This window comes from Streptomyces sp. BK340 (assembly GCF_007827595.1).
Classification (GTDB): Bacteria; Actinomycetota; Actinomycetes; order Streptomycetales; family Streptomycetaceae; genus Streptomyces.
Window position 1 is genome coordinate 374940 of the sequence record NZ_VISR01000005.1, and the last position, 17287, is coordinate 392226.

21 protein-coding genes are annotated in these 17287 nt (G+C 69.7%); 10 read left to right on the top strand and 11 right to left on the bottom strand.

Features of this window, described 5'->3' with window-relative positions; genetic code table 11:
- Nucleotides 1–138: 138 nt before the first annotated feature.
- The 3 genes from FB157_RS13590 to FB157_RS13600 form a co-directional block, all read right to left on the bottom strand.
- Nucleotides 139–1236: a CU044_5270 family protein gene (locus FB157_RS13590; RefSeq protein ID WP_145879275.1), complete on the bottom strand. Its 1098-nt coding sequence runs from the start codon at nucleotides 1234–1236 to the stop codon at nucleotides 139–141.
- The gene (locus tag FB157_RS13595; protein WP_145879277.1) at nucleotides 1233–1889 is read right to left on the bottom strand and encodes an RNA polymerase sigma factor; all 657 of its coding nucleotides are present in this window, start codon (nucleotides 1887–1889) and stop codon (nucleotides 1233–1235) included. Before FB157_RS13595 ends, FB157_RS13590 begins: the two co-directional genes overlap by 4 nt.
- 174 nt (nucleotides 1890–2063) lie before the next feature.
- Complete coding sequence (locus FB157_RS13600; RefSeq protein WP_145879278.1) at nucleotides 2064–2555, bottom strand: MarR family winged helix-turn-helix transcriptional regulator; 492 nt, start codon at nucleotides 2553–2555, stop codon at nucleotides 2064–2066.
- A 129-nt stretch (nucleotides 2556–2684) separates the two neighbouring features.
- Between FB157_RS13600 and FB157_RS13605 the strand changes: the two genes are divergently transcribed.
- On the top strand, nucleotides 2685–4049 hold the full coding sequence (locus FB157_RS13605) for an aminotransferase class I/II-fold pyridoxal phosphate-dependent enzyme (protein ID WP_145879280.1): 1365 nt from the start codon (nucleotides 2685–2687) through the stop codon (nucleotides 4047–4049).
- Between the two features lie 47 nt (nucleotides 4050–4096).
- Here the strand turns inward: FB157_RS13605 and FB157_RS13610 are convergent, their stop codons facing one another.
- On the bottom strand, nucleotides 4097–5278 hold the full coding sequence (locus FB157_RS13610) for a PP2C family protein-serine/threonine phosphatase (RefSeq protein ID WP_261386296.1): 1182 nt from the start codon (nucleotides 5276–5278) through the stop codon (nucleotides 4097–4099).
- 106 nt (nucleotides 5279–5384) lie between these two features.
- Here FB157_RS13610 and FB157_RS49630 point away from each other — a divergent pair, with 106 nt between their 5' ends.
- The 5 genes from FB157_RS49630 to FB157_RS13635 all read left to right on the top strand — a co-directional run bounded on the left by FB157_RS49630 (nucleotide 5385) and on the right by FB157_RS13635 (nucleotide 8864).
- On the top strand, nucleotides 5385–5459 hold the full coding sequence (locus tag FB157_RS49630) for a 50S ribosomal protein bL37 (RefSeq protein ID WP_099895366.1): 75 nt from the start codon (nucleotides 5385–5387) through the stop codon (nucleotides 5457–5459).
- A gap of 111 nt (nucleotides 5460–5570) precedes the next feature.
- The gene (gene gdhA, locus FB157_RS13620; RefSeq protein ID WP_145879282.1) at nucleotides 5571–6935 is read left to right on the top strand and encodes an NADP-specific glutamate dehydrogenase; all 1365 of its coding nucleotides are present in this window, start codon (nucleotides 5571–5573) and stop codon (nucleotides 6933–6935) included.
- 99 nt (nucleotides 6936–7034) lie between these two features.
- Nucleotides 7035–7322, top strand: coding sequence for a hypothetical protein (locus FB157_RS13625; RefSeq protein WP_145879284.1), 288 nt, complete (start codon nucleotides 7035–7037; stop codon nucleotides 7320–7322).
- Between the two features lie 183 nt (nucleotides 7323–7505).
- A complete protein-coding gene (locus FB157_RS13630) occupies nucleotides 7506–8177 on the top strand; it encodes a DUF4097 family beta strand repeat-containing protein (RefSeq protein WP_145879285.1) in 672 nt (223 codons plus the stop codon).
- 99 nt (nucleotides 8178–8276) lie between these two features.
- Nucleotides 8277–8864: a hypothetical protein gene (locus FB157_RS13635; RefSeq protein WP_145879287.1), complete on the top strand. Its 588-nt coding sequence runs from the start codon at nucleotides 8277–8279 to the stop codon at nucleotides 8862–8864.
- On the opposite strand, the gene FB157_RS13640 is transcribed toward FB157_RS13635, so the two are convergent.
- Together FB157_RS13640 and FB157_RS13645 are read right to left on the bottom strand one after the other, a co-directional pair.
- Complete coding sequence (locus FB157_RS13640) at nucleotides 8852–9769, bottom strand: PD40 domain-containing protein (RefSeq protein WP_145879289.1); 918 nt, start codon at nucleotides 9767–9769, stop codon at nucleotides 8852–8854. The genes FB157_RS13635 and FB157_RS13640 overlap by 13 nt on opposite strands.
- Before the next feature lie 229 nt (nucleotides 9770–9998).
- Nucleotides 9999–10655 (bottom strand): TetR/AcrR family transcriptional regulator, encoded by a 657-nt coding sequence (locus FB157_RS13645; RefSeq protein ID WP_261386297.1) that lies wholly within the window; start codon nucleotides 10653–10655, stop codon nucleotides 9999–10001.
- A gap of 152 nt (nucleotides 10656–10807) precedes the next feature.
- On the opposite strand from FB157_RS13645, the gene FB157_RS13650 reads away from it, so the two are divergent.
- The 3 genes from FB157_RS13650 (at nucleotide 10808) to FB157_RS13660 (ending at nucleotide 12671) form a co-directional block, all read left to right on the top strand.
- A complete protein-coding gene (locus FB157_RS13650; protein ID WP_145879292.1) occupies nucleotides 10808–11839 on the top strand; it encodes a medium chain dehydrogenase/reductase family protein in 1032 nt (343 codons plus the stop codon).
- A 50-nt stretch (nucleotides 11840–11889) separates the two neighbouring features.
- A complete protein-coding gene (locus FB157_RS49400; RefSeq protein ID WP_145879293.1) occupies nucleotides 11890–12273 on the top strand; it encodes a hypothetical protein in 384 nt (127 codons plus the stop codon).
- A gap of 179 nt (nucleotides 12274–12452) precedes the next feature.
- The gene (locus tag FB157_RS13660) at nucleotides 12453–12671 is read left to right on the top strand and encodes a hypothetical protein (protein WP_145879295.1); all 219 of its coding nucleotides are present in this window, start codon (nucleotides 12453–12455) and stop codon (nucleotides 12669–12671) included.
- 326 nt (nucleotides 12672–12997) lie between these two features.
- Here FB157_RS13660 and FB157_RS13665 read toward each other — a convergent pair whose 3' ends face one another.
- Entirely contained in the window at nucleotides 12998–13342 is a 345-nt protein-coding gene (locus FB157_RS13665) for a MerR family transcriptional regulator (RefSeq protein ID WP_145879296.1), read from the bottom strand.
- Between the two features lie 574 nt (nucleotides 13343–13916).
- Between FB157_RS13665 and FB157_RS13670 the strand changes: the two genes are divergently transcribed.
- The gene (locus FB157_RS13670) at nucleotides 13917–14291 is read left to right on the top strand and encodes a hypothetical protein (protein WP_145879298.1); all 375 of its coding nucleotides are present in this window, start codon (nucleotides 13917–13919) and stop codon (nucleotides 14289–14291) included.
- 137 nt (nucleotides 14292–14428) lie between these two features.
- Here FB157_RS13670 and FB157_RS13675 read toward each other — a convergent pair whose 3' ends face one another.
- The 4 genes from FB157_RS13675 to FB157_RS13690 all read right to left on the bottom strand — a co-directional run bounded on the left by FB157_RS13675 (nucleotide 14429) and on the right by FB157_RS13690 (nucleotide 17097).
- Complete coding sequence (locus FB157_RS13675; RefSeq protein WP_145879299.1) at nucleotides 14429–14743, bottom strand: SCO5918 family protein; 315 nt, start codon at nucleotides 14741–14743, stop codon at nucleotides 14429–14431.
- A gap of 59 nt (nucleotides 14744–14802) precedes the next feature.
- A complete protein-coding gene (locus FB157_RS13680) occupies nucleotides 14803–15150 on the bottom strand; it encodes a CBS domain-containing protein (RefSeq protein WP_385167425.1) in 348 nt (115 codons plus the stop codon).
- An 87-nt stretch (nucleotides 15151–15237) separates the two neighbouring features.
- Entirely contained in the window at nucleotides 15238–16713 is a 1476-nt protein-coding gene (locus FB157_RS13685) for a DEAD/DEAH box helicase (RefSeq protein ID WP_186581489.1), read from the bottom strand.
- Nucleotides 16714–16893: 180 nt separating this feature from the next.
- Nucleotides 16894–17097 (bottom strand): cold-shock protein, encoded by a 204-nt coding sequence (locus tag FB157_RS13690; protein ID WP_028799214.1) that lies wholly within the window; start codon nucleotides 17095–17097, stop codon nucleotides 16894–16896.
- Nucleotides 17098–17287 lie beyond the last annotated feature (190 nt).

The window sequence follows — 17287 nt, forward strand, 5'->3', positions numbered from 1 at the left end:
GTCCCACGCGCAGTCTCCGCCCAGTCCTCGGATCTTCCCGGCCAAGGCCTGGTGGACCGGCGAAGGCGATGGCGGAGCCGAGCGGACTCCCCGCTCGGCCTGGTGATCGCCGCGGCCGCGGCCCGGGCCTCGCCCTGCTCAGCCCGCCTGCGACGGGGACTGCTTCATGGCGTCGACGATGGCCCGGTTCATGATGGCGCTGGTGTAGAGCACCGTGCCGGGGGTGATCAGGTGGTCCGTTCCGCTGCTCCCGTACACCTGGACGGTGCGCTTGCCGAGGAAGACATGGGTCTTCTTGTCGAAGATCCATTCCTCGCGCTCACCGCTGGGCTTGTCGAGCCGGGCCACCGCCACCCCGTGCCGGCCCGCCGCGTCCACCGCGTCCTCGACCACGACGACACCGGGAATCTTCGCGGCGGCCTTGAACAGCGCCGAGTAGAGCTCCGCCGGGGGGTAGCTCTCGCCGAGCAGGTCCCCGATGGTGCTGAACGCCTCCTGGTCGGGGGAGTTGCCCTGCCCCTTGGTCTCCCTGTAGATCTTGGCCAGCAGTTCGTCGGGGTCGGTGGTGAGCTTGGCCAGGTAGTCGTACGACGGGCCGTTCAGGTTCGCCTTCGGGGTGTTGCCCTGCTCGTCGGGCAGGCTCAGGGTCTCGCCCCCGGGACTGTCGTCGACCGCGGGGTCGATGAGCCAGCCCTTGGTGCCGTCCGGGGACCGCCACACCTGACGCCGGTGCAGCGCGTGGCTGGCGAGGCTGGACTTGCCGCCGACGGTCTCCACGAACGTTTCGGCGGCCTTGGACTCGATGTAGATGTACTGCCCCGGCTTGATCTCCGGGTGGGACGTGTCGGCCGCCGCCAGCGAGAGCTGGTCGAGCAACTGGGGCACGCCCTTGCTGGTCGCCGCGCCGATCTGCGTGGTCAGCGCCGGTCCGGTGGCGACGCCTCCGTCCTTGACCCCGCCACCGCCGGACATCGACACTCCGGCGACGACAGCTGCCGCCACGGCGGCCGCCAGGGCGGGCAGCGCGATCGCCGGACGCGGGAGCCGCGAACGCCGCGTCTTCACCGGTACCGCCGTCGCCGTGCGCTCTTCCTGCTGCATGTCGTGGATCTGGGCCATCAGACGCTCCCTGTGGAACTGGTGGCGGCCCGTCGGCAGGTCACGCGCCGTCCGGGAGAAGAGCTGTGCGCTCTCGTCCCACTCGGCCGGGTTCTGCCGGGACGTGTTCGCGTTCATCGGTTTCCCTCCTGTGCGGGCCGGATCACGTTCGTGCGATCACCTCTTGTCTGTCGGGCGGGACGGCCGACTTCCCGATTTCCGCGGACTTTCTCGGACAGCGGCCCGGCCGCGGGGCGGACCGGTTCGTCCTGGGCGTAGGCGCGCAGCTTCTTGCGGGCCCGGGAGAGCCGGGAGGCGACGGTTCCGACGGGAATCCCGAGAGCCCCCGCCGCGGCCTCGTAGTCCAGGCCCTCACCCAGGCAGAGCGTGACGACCTCACGCTCCGGCCGGCGCAGGCGGGCGAGGGCGGTGAGGGCCGTGGCGAGGCGGCGCCGGTCGTCGACCCGCTCGGCCACCTCGTCCGCGTGGTCGGGCACCGACAGCTCGGCCGCCGCGGCGGCGTTCGCGGCAGCCCGGTATCGCCGGTTGCTCCGGTACTGGTTGCGCGCCGTGTTGGTGGCGATGCCCAGCAACCAGGGCCGCAGGGAGCCGCCTTCGGGATCGACCCTGTCGCGCAGCCGCCACGCCTCCAGGAACGTCGCGGCCATCACGTCCTCGGCCACCGTCCAGTCGGCGGTGAGCCGGAAGGCATGGTTGTAGACCGCGCGGGCAAAGCTGTCGAAGAGCTCGGCGAACGCGCTCGATTCCCCGGCCCGTACCCGGGTTCGCATATCAGTGCTCACCTCAATGAGCTGTCCGGCACCATGCGCCCACTTCCCGTGACCTGCGTCACATGTGCTGGGGTCATGGGCGGCGTCCCGCCGCCACGTCGGGGGCGCCGTGCCCGGCACCATGGCCGGCCTGACGACGGCCGCCTCTCACGACCGCCTCTCACGGCCGGTCCCTCACCCGGCCTCGTCGCGCAGGGCCTTGTCGATGTCGCCCAGTGCGCTGGTCAGTCGTGCGTAGTCGTCGGCTGCCAGTGGCCTGACGAAGTACTCCTCCACCACGCGGGCGTGGACGGCCGCGGCGCGCAGGAACGCCGCGCGCCCCTCGGCGGTCGGTTCCACCAGGGCCACCCTGCGGTCCTCGGGGGAGGGGGTGCGACGGACCAGGCCGGCCTCCTCCATGCGGTCGATCAGACGGGTGGTGCCGCTGCTGGTGAGGGTGAGGTCGTCGGCCAGCTGCCGCTGGGAGACCTCCTCGCCGGGGCGGCGGCAGAGCCGTATCAGCACCTCGAGCATGGTGTGGCTGATCCCGCACTCCCGCCGTAGCGCGCTGTCGATGCGCTGTTCCAGGCGGGTGGCGGACTTGATCAGCAGACCGAAGTCCCGGACGAGCCCGCTGTTGGCGGCGCGGGCGAGGGCTTCGTCGTCGTGCTGGGGCGTGGCGTTCATCGCCGCCGAGTTTACTGTCGACTCATCTACTGCTGCCTCAGACACTGCTGTCTCAATTGCTGAGTAGTCAATTGCTGATCAGTCAATGAAATCCTAGAGTGGGCGCACCCGCGAGCGAGAGGGAGATCAGTGGATCTGCAGCACTGGCTCGGACGAGCCACTCACGCGATACAGGACTGGGCCGACGGTTTCGGCCCCTACCGGACCCACCCGTCCCTCCAGGTGGACGACGACCGCTTCGCGGCGGCCTTCGAGGAGTTCACGGGCCGGCTGAAGGACAACTACCCCTTCTTCCATCCGCACTACGCGGGCCAGATGCTCAAGCCCCCGCACCCCGCCGCGGTGGTCGGCCACCTCACCGCCATGCTGATCAACCCCAACAACCACGCCCTGGACGGCGGCCCCGCCACCGCCGCGATGGAACGCGAGGCCGTCGCCCGGCTCGCCGCGATGTTCGGCTACGACTCCCACCTCGGCCACCTCACCACCAGCGGCACGATCGCCAACCTCGAAGCCCTCTTCGTCGCCCGCGAACTCCACCCCGGCCGGGGCGTCGCCCACAGCGCCGACGCCCACTACACCCACGGCCGGATGTGCCACGTCCTGGGCATGACGAGCCACCCCGTGCGCACCGACGACCAGGGGCGGATGGACCTCGACGCGCTGGAGGACGTACTGCGCACCGGGGACGTGGGCACCGTCGTCCTCACCACCGGTACCACCGGACTGGGCGCCGTCGACCCCGTTCACGAGGTCCTGCCGCTCGCCGCGCGCCACGGCGTGCGCGTCCACGTCGACGCCGCGTACGGCGGCTTCTTCACCCTGCTCGCCGGCGCGGACGGCCCGGAGGGGCTGCCCCCCGAGCCCTGGCGGGCCCTGGCGCGGGCCGACTCGATCGTCGTCGACCCGCACAAGCACGGGCTCCAGCCCTACGGCTGCGGCGCCGTCCTCTTCCGCGACCCCGAGGTGGGCCGCTTCTACCTGCACGACTCGCCCTACACCTACTTCACCTCGACCGAGCTGCACCTCGGCGAGATCAGCCTGGAGTGCTCCCGCGCCGGGGCCGCCGCGGCCGCCCTGTGGCTCACCTTCCAGCTGCTCCCGCCCACCCCGGACGGCCTCGGCCGGGTCCTGGCGGCCGGCCGGCGAGCCGCCCTGAAGTGGGCGGACCTGATCGAGGCGTCCGACCTCCTGGAGCTCTACCAGCGACCCCAGCTGGACATCGTCACGTACTTCCCCGCCGTCGATCCGGCGAGCCTCACCGGCATCGACGCGGCGTCCGCCCGCATCCTGGCGGACGGCATGGAGAGCCCCGACCCCGTCTACCTGAGCACCCTCAAGGCCGGCCGCGAGGCCTTCGCCGCCCGCCATCCCAAGATCACCGCGGATGCCGACGGGGCGCGGATCCTCCGCAGCGTCCTCATGAAGCCGGAGTCCGAACACCATGTGGAGCACCTGCACGGCCGGGTGGAGCGACTGGCCGGGGCCCGCTGACCCGGCCTCCGCCGCGTCACGACCGGGCGCCGGCCGCGGCACGGGGCTCACTCGGGCGGCAGCACAACCTGCTGTGGGCCGAGGCCGCCGACATGGAGGCCCGGCATGTGCCGATGCGCCCGGTGGGCGCTCGTCGCGTGGCACAGCGCGATGAGCGCGGCGTCGTCGTCGAGGCATCCGCCGACATGGCCGAGCAGATCACGGCGGATGTGGTGCAGCAGCTCCTCGGGGCTGCTGCCGGCCCACTGGGCTGCCCGGTCCGCCAGCGGGTAGAAGGCGCGGCCGGCGTCCCGGGCCTCGATGACACCGTCGGTGTAGAGCAGGAGGGTGTCCCCGGGCTCGAAGACGAACACGTCGACGGTGTAGTCCTGGGCCGTCGGCCCGTGGATGCCCAGTGGGGGTGCGGGGTGCACGGGGACCGTGACGGCGCTGCCGGGGCGCAGCAGCAGTGGCGGGGGGTGGCCGCAGCTGAGTACCCGCGTGACATGACCCTTGTCGGGGATCTCCACCAGCATCACCGTGGCGAACCGCTCGCCCAGGTGTTCGTCGGGCCCGAGGTCGGGCAGGTTGCGGGCCACGCTGCGTTCCAGGGAGGCGGCCAGATCGGGCAGGGCGGTGTGGTGGTGGGCGGCTTCGCGGAAGGCGCCGATGAGCAGCGCGGCCTCGCCGATGGCGGACAGGCCCTTGCCGCGGACGTCGCCGATCATCACCCGTACGCCGTTGTCGGTCGGCGTCGCGGCGTACAGGTCACCGCCGATCTGGGCCTCGGCCTCGGCTGCCATGTAGAGACAGGCGATCTTCATCGAGCCGATCTGCTCCGGCAGCGGCCACAGCAGAACGTGCTGCGCCGCCTCGGCGACCATGCGCACCTGGGCCAGTTGGCGAACGCGGCGGTCGCGCACCACGCAGTAGAAGACGGTCATGGCCGACAGCACGGCCAGGGCGAGGATCTGCACCAGCACGTTCCGGCTGAACAGCACACCGAAGTGCCAGCCGATGTACGCCTGCGCCGCCACGGCCAGGAACCCGACCAGCCCGGTCAGCCAGGGGCCGGCGAACGAAACGGTGATCGCGGGGGCGATGACCAGCAGCGGACCGAGATGGATGTCGGCCGGCACCAGCTGGTCCATCACCGTGATCACCACGATGAGCACGATCGGGATCACCAGCAGCGCATGGCTCGACTGCCATGGCTGCCGCGCACCGGCCGCGTATCGCCGGACATCCACATCTCCAACAGTGCACCATCCAGCTGGTGCGGACACTCCGGGCCGAACCTAGACTGGCCACGGCGTACAAAAGTCCCGAAAGTCCCGGATTAGGGAGATATGCATCATGGCCAAGCGAGGGAACAAGAAGCGCGCCCGCAAGAAGAAGAAGGCCAATCACGGCAAGCGTCCCAACGCCTGAGCCAGCGGAAACCCCCGGGGTCCATCACCTGGGGGTTTCCGGCTTCGGGTGAGTACCCGAAGCGCGATCGGCCGTACTTCCCTGTGCCACGCCGTACAAGGAGGTACGTCCATGACCGTCCGGTACACGCCGCCCGCGGACCTGCGCCTGACCGCCGAGATCTACGCGTCCGTCCGCGCCAGGGACCCGGCACAGTCCGAGTTCCACCAGGCGGCCCGTGAGGTGCTGGAGTCCCTGGAACCGGTCCTGGACCGTCACCCCCAGTACACCCGCCACCGGATCCTGGAGCGCATGTGCGAGCCGGAACGGCAGCTGATCTTCCGCGTTCCCTGGGTGGACGACGCCGACCGGGTCCAGGTCAGCCGAGGCTTCCGAGTGGAGTTCAACAGTGCCCTCGGCCCCTACAAGGGCGGCCTGCGCTTCCACCCCTCCGTGAACCTCGGCATCGTGAAGTTCCTCGGCTTCGAGCAGATCTTCAAGAACGCCCTGACCGGGCTGCCCATCGGCGGCGGCAAGGGCGGCGCCGACTTCGACCCCAAGGGCCGCTCGGACGGCGAGATCATGCGGTTCTGCCAGTCCTTCATGACCGAACTCCACCGCCACCTCGGCGAGCACACCGACGTCCCGGCCGGCGACATCGGCGTCGGCACCCGCGAGATCGGCTATCTCTTCGGCCAGTACAAGCGCATCACCAACCGCTACGAGTCCGGCGTCCTCACCGGCAAGGGCCTGAACTGGGGCGGCTCCCACGTACGGACCGAGGCCACGGGATACGGCACCGTCTACTTCGTCTCCGAGATGCTCGCCGAACGCGGCGAGGACCTCGACGGCAGACGGGTCGTCGTGTCCGGCTCCGGCAACGTCGCCGTCTACGCCGCCCAGAAGGCACACGAACTGGGCGCCAAGGTGGTCGCCATGTCCGACTCCGGCGGCTACGTGGTCGACGAGACGGGCATCGACCTCCAACTGCTGAAGGAGATCAAGGAAGTCCGCCGCGCCCGCATCAAGGAGTACGCCCAGACCATGACCCGGGCCCGCTACGTCGAGGGCGGTTCGGTCTGGGACGTACCGTGCTCGGTCGCCCTGCCCTGCGCCACCCAGAACGAACTCGACGAGAACGCGGCGCGGAGCCTGCTGGCCGGGGGCGTGGTGGCGGTGGCCGAGGGCGCCAACATGCCCACGACCCCTGGGGCCGTACGACTTCTGCAGGAGTCCGGCGTGGCCTTCGGCCCCGGCAAGGCGGTCAACGCCGGCGGCGTCGCCACCTCCGCCCTGGAGATGCGGCAGAACGCCACCCGCGACGCCTGGACCTTCGAGGACACCGACCGCCGCCTCGCGGCCATCATGGCCGGCATCCACACCAACTGCCGCGCGACCGCGGAGGAGTACGGGTCCCCGGGCAACTACGTCGTCGGCGCGAACATCGCGGGCTTCGTGAAGGTGGCGGACGCGATGCTCGACCTCGGCGTGGTGTGACGCCGTCCGGCCACCCGAAGAACCCCCGGGTCCGTGACCCGGGGGTTTCACGTGAAACCCGGGCAGGGGAGCCGGCTGCCGGGTGTGTAACTTCGCGCCATGTCCATCGCCTTCGCCGTCCTCGGCGCTTTTGCCGCCCTGCTGGCCGTGATCAACGGTGTTCAGGCCTTCCTCGGCCGTCAGCTCGTCCGCCCTTCGGCGAGCCGGCGTCCGGGCCGGCAGCTCCGGGCCGAGTCCGCCGTCGCCGCCGTGGCCATGCTCGGTGCGTCCTTGGCGGCTTTTGGTGTTCTGGCAGGCGGCCGGTGGCCTGCGGCCGGCGGTGTCGTGATGCTGGCCGGATGGATCGGCCTCGTGGTCGTCCGCAGGCGGCTCGCCGCCCGGGCATAGCGTTCACTCTTATCCCATTGCAACGAACATCTGAGGTTCGTTGCATTAAATTCCAAACAGTTGCAACGATTTCTCCATTCTGACCTGCAGGAATGGTGTTAGCGCGCAACGAATATGTTGCCAGATCTGTGAATGCAACGTAGCTTTTCCTTCGTCGGAAACAGTGAGTCGAAGGAGAGAACGATGCAGAAGTTCACCACCGCCGCCCCGGTCTCGGCCGTCCTCGACATTCCCGCGGGACGTATCCAGCTCATCGCCGCCGACCGGGCCGACACCACGGTCGAGGTCCTGCCCGCGGACGCCGCCAGGAGCCGCGACGTGCAGGCGGCGCAGGAGATCGAGGTCTCCTACGACGGCGGCGTCCTGCGGATCGAGGCCCCGAAGGCCAGGAACCGGATTCTCGGGCACTCCGGATCCGTCGAGGTCACCGTCCAACTGCCCGCCGGCTCCAGCGTCGAGGCGAAGGCGGCCCTAGCCGAACTCCGGGGCGTCGGACGGCTCGGCGACGTCGCCTTCGAGGGCGCGCAGGCGACGGTCAAGCTCGACGAGACCGACGGCGCCCGTCTCACCCTGCAGGCCGGCGACGTCTCGGTCGGCCGCCTGGGCGGCCCCGCGGAGATCAGCACCCAGAAGGGCGACCTGCGTATCAGCGAGGCCGTGCACGGCACGGTCACCCTGCGCACCGAGTACGGCGGGATCGAGGTCGGTGCCGCCCGCGGAGTCTCCGCCTCCCTGGACGCCGGCACCGGGTACGGCCGGATCCACAACGCGCTCAGGAACACCGACGGCGCCGCCGCCGGCCTGAACATCCACGCGACCACCGCCTACGGCGACATCACCGCCCGCAGCCTCTGAGCTGTGCGCGGCGGACACCGGGCCGGTACTTGCCCGACAACCGTCGCGGTGGGGAGGCCATCTGGTTCACCATGGGGTGTGCGATTCGATTCCGTTCCCATGCCGGCGACCGTCGAGGCCCGGCCTCGTGACAGCCGTGGCTATCCGGTTCCCGCCATCACCCCGTGGGAGGGCGACGAGCCCCAGTTCGCGCTCACCGACTACGGGCGCAGCGCCGAGTGCGCGCGACAGCGGCTGTGTTCGGTCTGCAACACCCTGATGCCCAGAGGACCGGTGTGGCGGGTGGTCGGTGCCGCGGAGAGTACCGCGATCCGCGAGGCGCTCGCCGCCGGGCGGCCGTACCGCAACATGGCGGCGACCCTGGAGGGTCCGGGGCACCGCGCGTGCATGCTCTACGCCTCGATGGTCTGCCCGTATCTGGCGCGCCCCAATGCCCGGCGGGGGCTGACAGCACAAAGCCCGGACGACATGACCGCGCATGTCGTCCGGGGCGCTGTTCGTGGGGAGATGGGTGCCGTGGTGGGGTACGGCGACTACGAGTTCGCCGTCACCAAGGCCCAGGTCCTGTTCCGTTTTCTCGATGTGGTCGAGTACCTGCCGCATGACACGGCCGACCAGCACCTGCCGGAGCTCCAGGCTGAACTCGCCCGCTCCGGCGGCCGGTTGGGCGGCGGTCAGCCGCGGTAGGCGGGCAGGCCGGTGTGCTTGGAGACCTTGACGGGGTGGCCGAAGCCGTGGGCGGTCTTCGTGATGGTGTACGTACCGGTCGGGGCGCGGAAGGCGATGGTCTTGCCGTTGGGAGACCAGGTGGGCTCGGTGTAGTCGGTGGTGGCGTCGGGGGTGACGTCCTTGACGACGGGGGTGGAGCCGCCGAAGTCCTCGACGAAGAGGTGGTCGTGCCCGTGGACGGAGCGGACGAAGACGACCTCCTCGTTGTCGGAGGAGAGGGCGGGCTCGGAACCCTTGGTCAGCGCGCCGCCCTGCTGGCGCAGGTAGTCGTCGCGGATGTAGACCTCGCCGGTGTGGGTGTTCTCGTAGACGGCCGTGCCGTAGCTGCCGCCGACGTTCGGCCAGGTGTTGTCGGTCTGGGGGACGCCGGCCTCGCCCGGTTCGCCGTTCAGGCTGATCTTCGCCGGCTTTCCGTGGTTGCTGGTGGCCTTGATGCCCTCCAGGACGGTCTTGCCGTGGATCTTGGCCGAGAAGATGAGGTTGTTCTTGGCGGGGATCTGGTTCGCCCGGTCGGCGGCGGTCACCTGCCAGGTGGGGTGGGACCAGGTCTGGTTGCCCGGGTTGGCGGCGACGGTCACGCGGTGGCTGCCGTCGGGGTTGGAGACGACGAGGTTGCCGTGCCCGTCGATGAAGGCGGCCTTGCTGCCGCTGGGGTTCCAGGCCAGGTCACGGACGACGGTGCCGAAGTCGATCGACTTGCCGTCGACCAGGACGTGGCGCGTGCCGTCGCTGATGGTCAGGCCCCTGGGCACGGTGACTGCCTGAGCGGCCGTCGCGGTGGCGGCGGTGCCGCCCAGGGTGAGCAGTGCGGCGGCACCCGCGGTGGTGACGGCTGCGGTGCTCCGACGGATACGAGCGGACATCGACGTTCCCCCAGGATGTGGATGATGCGGTGACGAGAGTTTCGCGGGAACCGCCCGCCGTCCCCGGGACCTGAACCGGTCCGCTCGGCCTGCCGCCCTTCGCGTTGAGAGAAGTCTTCCAACGGGGGGTGACGGAGTCGTGCGTTCGCTGTCACAGATGTGCAATAGCGGGTCGGATGGAGCTGCCGCACCGGGACGAGAACCGACCCCAGGCCGATGGCCGGGGATTTCAGCTCGCCGGTGTACCCGCCAGGTCGTCCAGCTCGGCGGCGAAGAGCTGCGCGGGGTCGATGCCCATACCGGCGAAGTGGCCGGCGAGTTCCAGGGACAGGACGCCGTGCAGCCGCGTCCAGAAGGTCAGGGCCCGGTGGAGGGCCGCGGGCGGTGCGGGATGGCCGTCCGCCCAGTCCCGGTGGTCTTCGAGGTGCGCCTCGAACGATGTCGCCGGTCCGTCCAGGGGCAGCGCGGCGCAGGCGTCCAACAGGGTCGCCATGATCTCGGACGAGATAGCGGTGGTGTCGTCGGGAGCCTGGTAGCCGGGCACGGGCGTGCCGTAGATGAGGAAGTAGCGCTGGGGGTCCTGCAGGGCCCATCCCCGCAAGGCGTGCGCCAGCGCGGTCACATCGGCACCGGCCTCCGAGGCCGCGCGGAAGGTGTCGGCGAGGCTGCGGTACGCGTCCCTGACGAGCTCGGTGATCAGCTCGTCGCGGCCGCCGAAGTACCGGTACAGCGCGGGTCCGCTCATGCCCATCTGCTTGGCGATCGCGTTGAGGGAGAGCGCGGATGCGCCCGCCGTGGCGATCTGCTCCCACGCGCGTTGCTTGATCTCCGCACGCACCTGGGCGCGGTAGCGCTCGCGCGGGGTCTTCGCCACCTGTTCCGTCACTTGACTGCCGCCTTTCCGCATCGCTGCGGCTGCACCCGCACCATCTAGTTAGAGGCTATCACGAAGGCTATTGACTATCCGACGATCGGTGAGTTACAACTTCTAACGAACGCAAGGACAAGTTACCGATCTGGATCGCAGTGGAGGTCGCCATGAACGCCGAAGGACTCGTCGAGGTCGTTCTGCCCGGCAAGGTCGAGCCCGAAGGACTCCAGATCCGGCACGGGGCCGTACCCGCCGCGGGTCCGGGCCAGGTCGTGATCCGGATGGAGGCGACCGGCGTCTCCTTCGCCGAGCAGCAGATGCGGCGTGGCCGCTACTACGACCAGCCGCCGTTCCCGTTCGTGCCCGGCTACGACCTCGTGGGTACGGTGCTGGCGACCGGCGAGGGCGTCGAGCCGGGGCTGGCCGGTACTCGGGTCGCCGCGCTGGTCAAGGTCGGCGGCTGGGCCAGCCACGTGGTCGTCGACGCGTCGGACGTGGTGCCGGTGCCCGACGGGGTCGGTGCGGCGCAGGCGGAGACCCTCGTCGTCAACGGCATCACCGCCTGGCAGATGCTGCACCGCAAGGCGCGCGTCCGTGCGGGGCAGACCGTTGTGGTGCACGGCGCGAACGGCGGCGTCGGATCGGTCCTGGTCCAGCTCGCCCAGGCCGCAGGCGCGCGAGTGATCGGTACGGCGTCCGCGCGCCACCACGACGCCCTGCGGGAGCGGGGAGTCGTCCCCGTCGACTACCGCACCGACGACGTCGCCGCACGCATCCGCGAACTCGCCCCCCATGGGGTCGACGCCGTCTTCGACCACGTCGGTGGCCGCGGCATCGTCGACTCCTGGCGCCTCCTCGCCCCCGGCGGCACGCTCGTCTCGTACGGCAGTGCCTCGACCCGGGACGACGAGGGCTCCAAGCAGTGGCCCGTCCTCAAGCTGCTCGGCCGGGTGTGGCTGTGGAACGCCCTGCCCAACCGCCGCCGCGCGTACTTCTTCAATGTCTGGGCCGGCCGGGCCCTGGCCAAGAACCGCTTCCGCGCCCGTCTCCGCACCGACCTCACCCAGGTCTTCGCCGCCCTCCAGCGAGGCGAGGTCACGGCCCAGATCGCCGCCCAACTGCCGCTCACCCGCATCGCCGACGCCCTGCGGCTGGCCGAGTCGGGCACCGTCGCCGGCAAGGTCGTCCTGCACCCGTAGCAAGCACCCGAGTGGCTCGATCCGATCACCACGACGAAGCGAGGGGCACCATGTTCGGCACCGCCCCGGCGAACTCACACGCTCAGCAGCCCCGACCCCTGCACCCGCACACGCCCACCCTCCGGCGCCGGCCCCGCGCGGGTGTGGCCGCGGTCGTGGTCGGGCTCGCCGTAGCCGGCGTTCTCGCGAGTACCGTCCCGACCGCCCAGGCCGCATCCCACGGCGGTACGGCCCGGTGCGACGGGCGAGGCGCCGATGCCACCGCCCTCATCCGCCACGAGTCCGACATCGTGATCAAGGCGCCGCCGAGCACAGTCTGGAAGCTGCAGACCGACGTCGAACGCTGGCCGTCCTGGCAGCTTGAGGGCGTGTCCGACCACTCTCGGCAGAGTGTCCAGATGGCCGGCTGCCTGGAAGCATCGATGGACGAGTAAATCGAACACGTGCTTGAATTTAGCCATGCGATCGTTTCGCGCCGACCTGGCCCAGGGACTCCAGGAATGGAGCGCTACCTAGTGGCAGCTCGCCAGGCGCCCTGGCCGTACCGAGCTACGTCGGCGTCTGAATGACGGGCCGGAATGCGGGGCCGTACATCCCGGATGATTCTGAAGGCATGTCCGGCCCGATACGTGTGATCGTGCATCCGCCGTCGCCGACGGGTGGCCGGCGTGTACGCGTGGATGGTGAGATCCTCGGCCTGGCCCACAACGTGGTCGACGTCGCCGAGTTTCTTCGCCGAGCCGGGCTGGAGATCGACCCGGCGGAGGTTGCGGAGGTGCCGTGGATCGACTGGCGCGGCGTCGGGCCGGAGTACTGGGGTCCGGAGACGTGATGGCCTCGGCGCGATACACGGCGAGGCCACCGGTGCTGTACTGCCGCAGGCACCGTCACGCCACTCATCGGTGATCTCGGCGCTCCCGGTACCGCGCCGCGCCGCCAGTGCTCGGGTGGTCGTGCGGGTCCGATCGCACCGCTGCTGACCGTGGTTGTCCGCTCTTACGGGCACGCTGTGGGCACGGGCCGCGATGACCGGTGGGCAGAGCACGTGCACGAACGGCACTGTGCTCGGCTGAGCTCGGTCGGCGGTCCGGTAGGGAGAGCCTTCGCACGTGCACGGTGAGGATCTCCTGGACTCGGATACGGCCCGCACCCGCGTGATCAGCCGGAACCGGAACTGCCCGCCGCCTCACTCGTGGCGCGACGGTACTCCTCGTTGATGCGCTGAGCTTCCTCGAGCTGGTCCTCAAGGATGACGATGCGGCAGGCGGCCTCGATCGGAGTCCCCCTGTCGACGAGCTCGCGGGCACGAGCGGCAATCCGCAGTTGGTAGCGGGAGTATCGGCGATGTCCTCCCTCCGAGCGGAGCGGAGTGATCAGGCGAGCCTCACCGATGGCTCGGAGAAAGCCTGGGGTGGTTCCGAGCATCTCGGCTGCCCGGCCCATCGTGTATGCGGGGTAGTCGTCGTCATCCAGACGATCATCAAGAGGGTTGTCTGCTGTCATGTCACCTCGCTGTGCAACGCAGTCGAGGGGCCCTGGTGCCGTACGGCACCAGGGCCCCGAAGGAAATTCAACACCATCTGTCGGCCCTACTGCTGTGCCGACCTTCTGTTTCCGCTACCCGGTCCGGCAGGGGCGGAGCGGGGGGATCGCAGCTGCGTGACCGGGGACCACCATCCATTCCGGGGTCTTGCGGTACCCGGGCCGAGTGCTTCTCGGGCCCGGGCGATCCTGATGGCGTCTGCTCCTCCGTTCCTCGTCGAACCAACCACTGGGGAACTGGTACCGCTGTTGGCAGCTCCTCGACGTGCGAGCCGCCCAGTGCGGCTCCCAGTCCCGTCACCGTCCTGGGAACACCTTGGCTTCGAGGCTCGAGAGCCGCACTGACCTGCGAACTTCGTTTCATCCACCCGCCAGTTCGTGTCTGGCGGGTCTTGTTCGACCGTCTCTACAAGTTGAAGCGTAACCACGCCAGGAAGGAATGTCTACTCTGGCAAAGGTAGATTTCACCCTTCCAGTGGAGGAAGAAACTTGCCACCTGCGAAAATGGCTCCCACAAGTCGTAAGCTCTGCTGTCATGTCGAACCCTGATGAGCTGCTCGTCGCCATCTCCGCCGCGGTGGAGTCCGAGCGAAGCAATCAGATGTCGCTGACCGTGGTCGTCGGCGGTGCCGTCATCACTGGTCGGCTGGCTCCTGAGGCCGTGTGGCGAGAGCGGGTGGCGGAGGTCCTGAAGGACTCGGACCGTCTCGGCCCGTTCTCGGACGTCTTCGCCCGCGGGCAGCGAGCGAACCGGCCCGGTCGCGGCGAGGCACCCACGCATCTGCACTTCCATCTCGCCCGGATCCTGCAGGGCAGCCTCGGGATCCCGGAGACGGGCGGCATGTACCGAGTCGCGATCAAGGACGTCAGCGCATGGACCGTGGGTGATCTCAGCTACTTCGACGGGTGAGACGTTGTCTCCGCCCCGTGTCCCGGCCCGGCCCGGCCAGGAGTTTTCTGGCGGACGACGAGACAGCGGTGGGGGCCCTGCCGACACGTGTCGGCAGGGCCCCCACCGGGATCCTCAGGTCGGTTTGGCGCCTTTGCTCATACGTCCATGGGGCCGGCGCCGCCGAGCAGTGCCGACGCGGTCCGGAGCGGAGTGGGAACGCCCACGGGCGCGGCCTCGGGGCGGTCGTGGCAGGTGAAGCCGAGGCGCACCATGGCCCGGGTGACTTCGCCGGCGGTGAAGTCGCGGCGGTCCTGCCGCGTGATGACCTGACCCACCTGCTTGACGGGGTAGCGGCGGCGGCCGATCGTCACGGACTCACCCGTGACGATCTCGGGCCTGACACTCTTCATGGAGGCCAGCACCCCGGTCCTGCTGAGGTCGAACGGGTACCGGGCGATGACGCAGCGCATGATGCCTTCCAGGGGAGGAGTCGCGGGGGAAGGAAACCGGGCTGTCCGGGGGAGGCGGATCAGCGGGAGAAGGCGAGGACGCCCGGGACTCGGACGTACCCGCCGGCGTCGCCGGGGCGGGCGCCGGGTGAGGGCGGCGATCCCTCGAGGACGTCCCGCAGCCGGATCCGGTCCGTGTACGTGGGACTGTCGCGGACAACGGCGAGCCGGACCCGAGTGATCAAGTCCGTGCTCTGGTCGTCCCCGTCGCACACGGTCAGGTACTCGACACGGGCGCCCGCCATGACGGCCAGAGCCACCTCGACGGTCATGTCGTCGCACACCCGAGGCCCGTACGCTTCGATGTCGTCGGCCAGGGTCACGGGGGCGGGGTCCTGCATGCGGTACTGCGTCTGAATTGACGTCAACGGTGCCTCCTGCGCTAAGAGTTCCTCGGTTTCGGGACCATTGCGGTCCCAGGGAGACCACAGTGGTCCGGGCACCGCGCCGGGGCGCTAGGCAACCGATTCGCTGCCGTTCCGCAGCTGTGCCCTGCGGCGCGTCCCCGCGTCGGCGGTTCGGCCCTGGCCGGTGCGGCCCCGGCGGCCCCGGGACGGCGAAGACACGCGGCGGGGGCGTTCCAGGACCGGAGCGGTGATGACCACCGGGACGCCGGAGGGCGCCTGGGCACCCGTGATGCGGCTCAGTTCCGCCTCGCCCGAGCGGACCGGGGTGATGTGCGGGGTGATGCCGGCCGAAGCCATCAGCCGGCTCATGCCGCGGCGCTGGGCGGGGGTCACGAGGGTGACGACGCTGCCGGACTCGCCGGCGCGGGCCGTACGGCCGCCACGGTGCAGGTAGTCCTTGTGGTCGCTGGGCGGATCCACGTTGACGACCAGGTCGAGGCTGTCGACGTGGATGCCGCGGGCCGCGACATTGGTGGCCACCAGGACCGTGACGTGACCGTCCTTGAACTGTGCCAGGGTCCGGGTGCGCTGCGGCTGGGACCTGCCACCGTGCAAGGCCGCGGCGCGGACACCGCTGTTCAGCAGGTGCTCGGTCAGCCGGTCCACGGCGTGCTTGGTGTCCAGGAACATGATGACCCGGCCGTCCCTGGCCGCGATTTCGGTGGTCGTGCGGTGCTTGTCGGCGTCATGCACATGGAGTACGTGGTGCTTCATCGTGGTGACGGCACCGGCCGACGGGTCGACGGAGTGGACCACCGGGTCGGTCAGGTAGCGGCGGACCAGCAGGTCGACGTTGCGGTCCAGAGTGGCTGAGAAGAGCAACCGCTGGCCCTCGGGGCGCACCTGGTCGAGCAGGACGGTGACCTGGGGCATGAAACCCATGTCGGCCATCTGGTCGGCCTCGTCGAGAACCGTGATGCCGACGTCGGCGAGCCGGCAGTCGCCCCGGTCGATGAGGTCCTTGAGCCGACCGGGCGTCGCGACGACCACCTCCGCACCGGCGCGCAGCGCCCCGGCCTGCCTGCCGATGGGCATTCCGCCGACGACGGTGGCGAGCCGCAGGCGCACGGAGCGGGCGTAGGGAGTGAGCGCGTCGGTGACCTGCTGGGCCAGCTCACGGGTGGGGACGAGGACGAGGGCGAGTGGCCGGCGCGGCTCGGCGCGCCGGCCCGCCGTAAGGGCCAGCACGGCAAGGCCGAAGGCGAGGGTCTTGCCCGACCCGGTGCGGCCGCGGCCGAGTACGTCACGGCCGGCCAGGGAGTTCGGCAGAGTCGCCGCCTGGATCGGAAACGGTACGGTCACGCCTTCCTGGCCGAGCGTGGTCAGCAACGGCGCCGGCATGACGAGATCGGCGAACGACTCGACAGCGGGCAACGCCGGCGTGACCGTCTTCGGTAGCGCGAACTCGCCCTGCGCGGGCCGCCGGTTTCCGCGACCGCTGGAACGGCGCGGAACGCCGGAGCGGCCTGCGGCAGCACTCCCTCCGAAGCGGTCGTACGTGCGAGTTGTTCGTGCGCGGTTCATACGGAACCTTCCTCGACGTGGGCACGTATCAAGGAATTTCCGCAGCGAAATGAGCGGCGCAGAGAATCGCGAGAACGAGCCGAAAATGACAGGGTCGAATCACCCTGAAAATAAAGCACGCCGGGACCCGCACCCCAAGGTGCGGGTCCCGGCGGCGAAGTCTGCGTCAGTGCCGGTGCGTCAGGCGGGAACGATGTTCTCGGCCGTCGGGCCCTTCTGGCCCTGCGCGATGTCGAACGACACCTTCTGGCCTTCCAGCAGCTCACGGAAGCCCTGGGTGGCGATGTTCGAGTAGTGGGCGAAGACGTCGGCGCCGCCGCCGTCCTGCTCGATGAAGCCGAAGCCCTTTTCCGCGTTGAACCACTTCACAGTGCCAGTAGCCATTTTATTCTCCTTCGGAGACGGTGTCAGGAATACGCCCTGTGCGGATTCCGTGTCGCCGTGATGATCAGCCGTCGGAAAACCTTCTGGCAACCACACCTGCAACTGACGTCGACAGTAGCACGTCGACATCGGCCCCGCTCGATAAATAATTCCGCGCCGTCTGTCGCCTCAGGAATATTTCTCGTGCGCC

Coding starts and splice junctions, on each gene's coding strand:
- gdhA (WP_145879282.1), top strand. CDS start 5,571: ATGACCGTCCGGTACACGCCGCCCGCGGACCTGCGCCTGACCGCCGAG.
- FB157_RS13600 (WP_145879278.1), bottom strand. CDS start 2,555: ATGAACGCCACGCCCCAGCACGACGACGAAGCCCTCGCCCGCGCCGCC.
- FB157_RS13690 (WP_028799214.1), bottom strand. CDS start 17,097: ATGGCTACTGGCACTGTGAAGTGGTTCAACGCGGAAAAGGGCTTCGGC.
- FB157_RS13590 (WP_145879275.1), bottom strand. CDS start 1,236: ATGAACGCGAACACGTCCCGGCAGAACCCGGCCGAGTGGGACGAGAGC.
- FB157_RS13625 (WP_145879284.1), top strand. CDS start 7,035: ATGTCCATCGCCTTCGCCGTCCTCGGCGCTTTTGCCGCCCTGCTGGCC.
- FB157_RS13660 (WP_145879295.1), top strand. CDS start 12,453: ATGTCCGGCCCGATACGTGTGATCGTGCATCCGCCGTCGCCGACGGGT.
- FB157_RS13665 (WP_145879296.1), bottom strand. CDS start 13,342: ATGACAGCAGACAACCCTCTTGATGATCGTCTGGATGACGACGACTAC.
- FB157_RS13635 (WP_145879287.1), top strand. CDS start 8,277: ATGCCGGCGACCGTCGAGGCCCGGCCTCGTGACAGCCGTGGCTATCCG.
- FB157_RS13595 (WP_145879277.1), bottom strand. CDS start 1,889: ATGCGAACCCGGGTACGGGCCGGGGAATCGAGCGCGTTCGCCGAGCTC.
- FB157_RS13685 (WP_186581489.1), bottom strand. CDS start 16,713: ATGAACCGCGCACGAACAACTCGCACGTACGACCGCTTCGGAGGGAGT.
- FB157_RS13670 (WP_145879298.1), top strand. CDS start 13,917: ATGTCGAACCCTGATGAGCTGCTCGTCGCCATCTCCGCCGCGGTGGAG.
- FB157_RS13650 (WP_145879292.1), top strand. CDS start 10,808: ATGAACGCCGAAGGACTCGTCGAGGTCGTTCTGCCCGGCAAGGTCGAG.
- FB157_RS49400 (WP_145879293.1), top strand. CDS start 11,890: ATGTTCGGCACCGCCCCGGCGAACTCACACGCTCAGCAGCCCCGACCC.
- FB157_RS13640 (WP_145879289.1), bottom strand. CDS start 9,769: ATGTCCGCTCGTATCCGTCGGAGCACCGCAGCCGTCACCACCGCGGGT.
- FB157_RS13675 (WP_145879299.1), bottom strand. CDS start 14,743: ATGCGCTGCGTCATCGCCCGGTACCCGTTCGACCTCAGCAGGACCGGG.
- FB157_RS13630 (WP_145879285.1), top strand. CDS start 7,506: ATGCAGAAGTTCACCACCGCCGCCCCGGTCTCGGCCGTCCTCGACATT.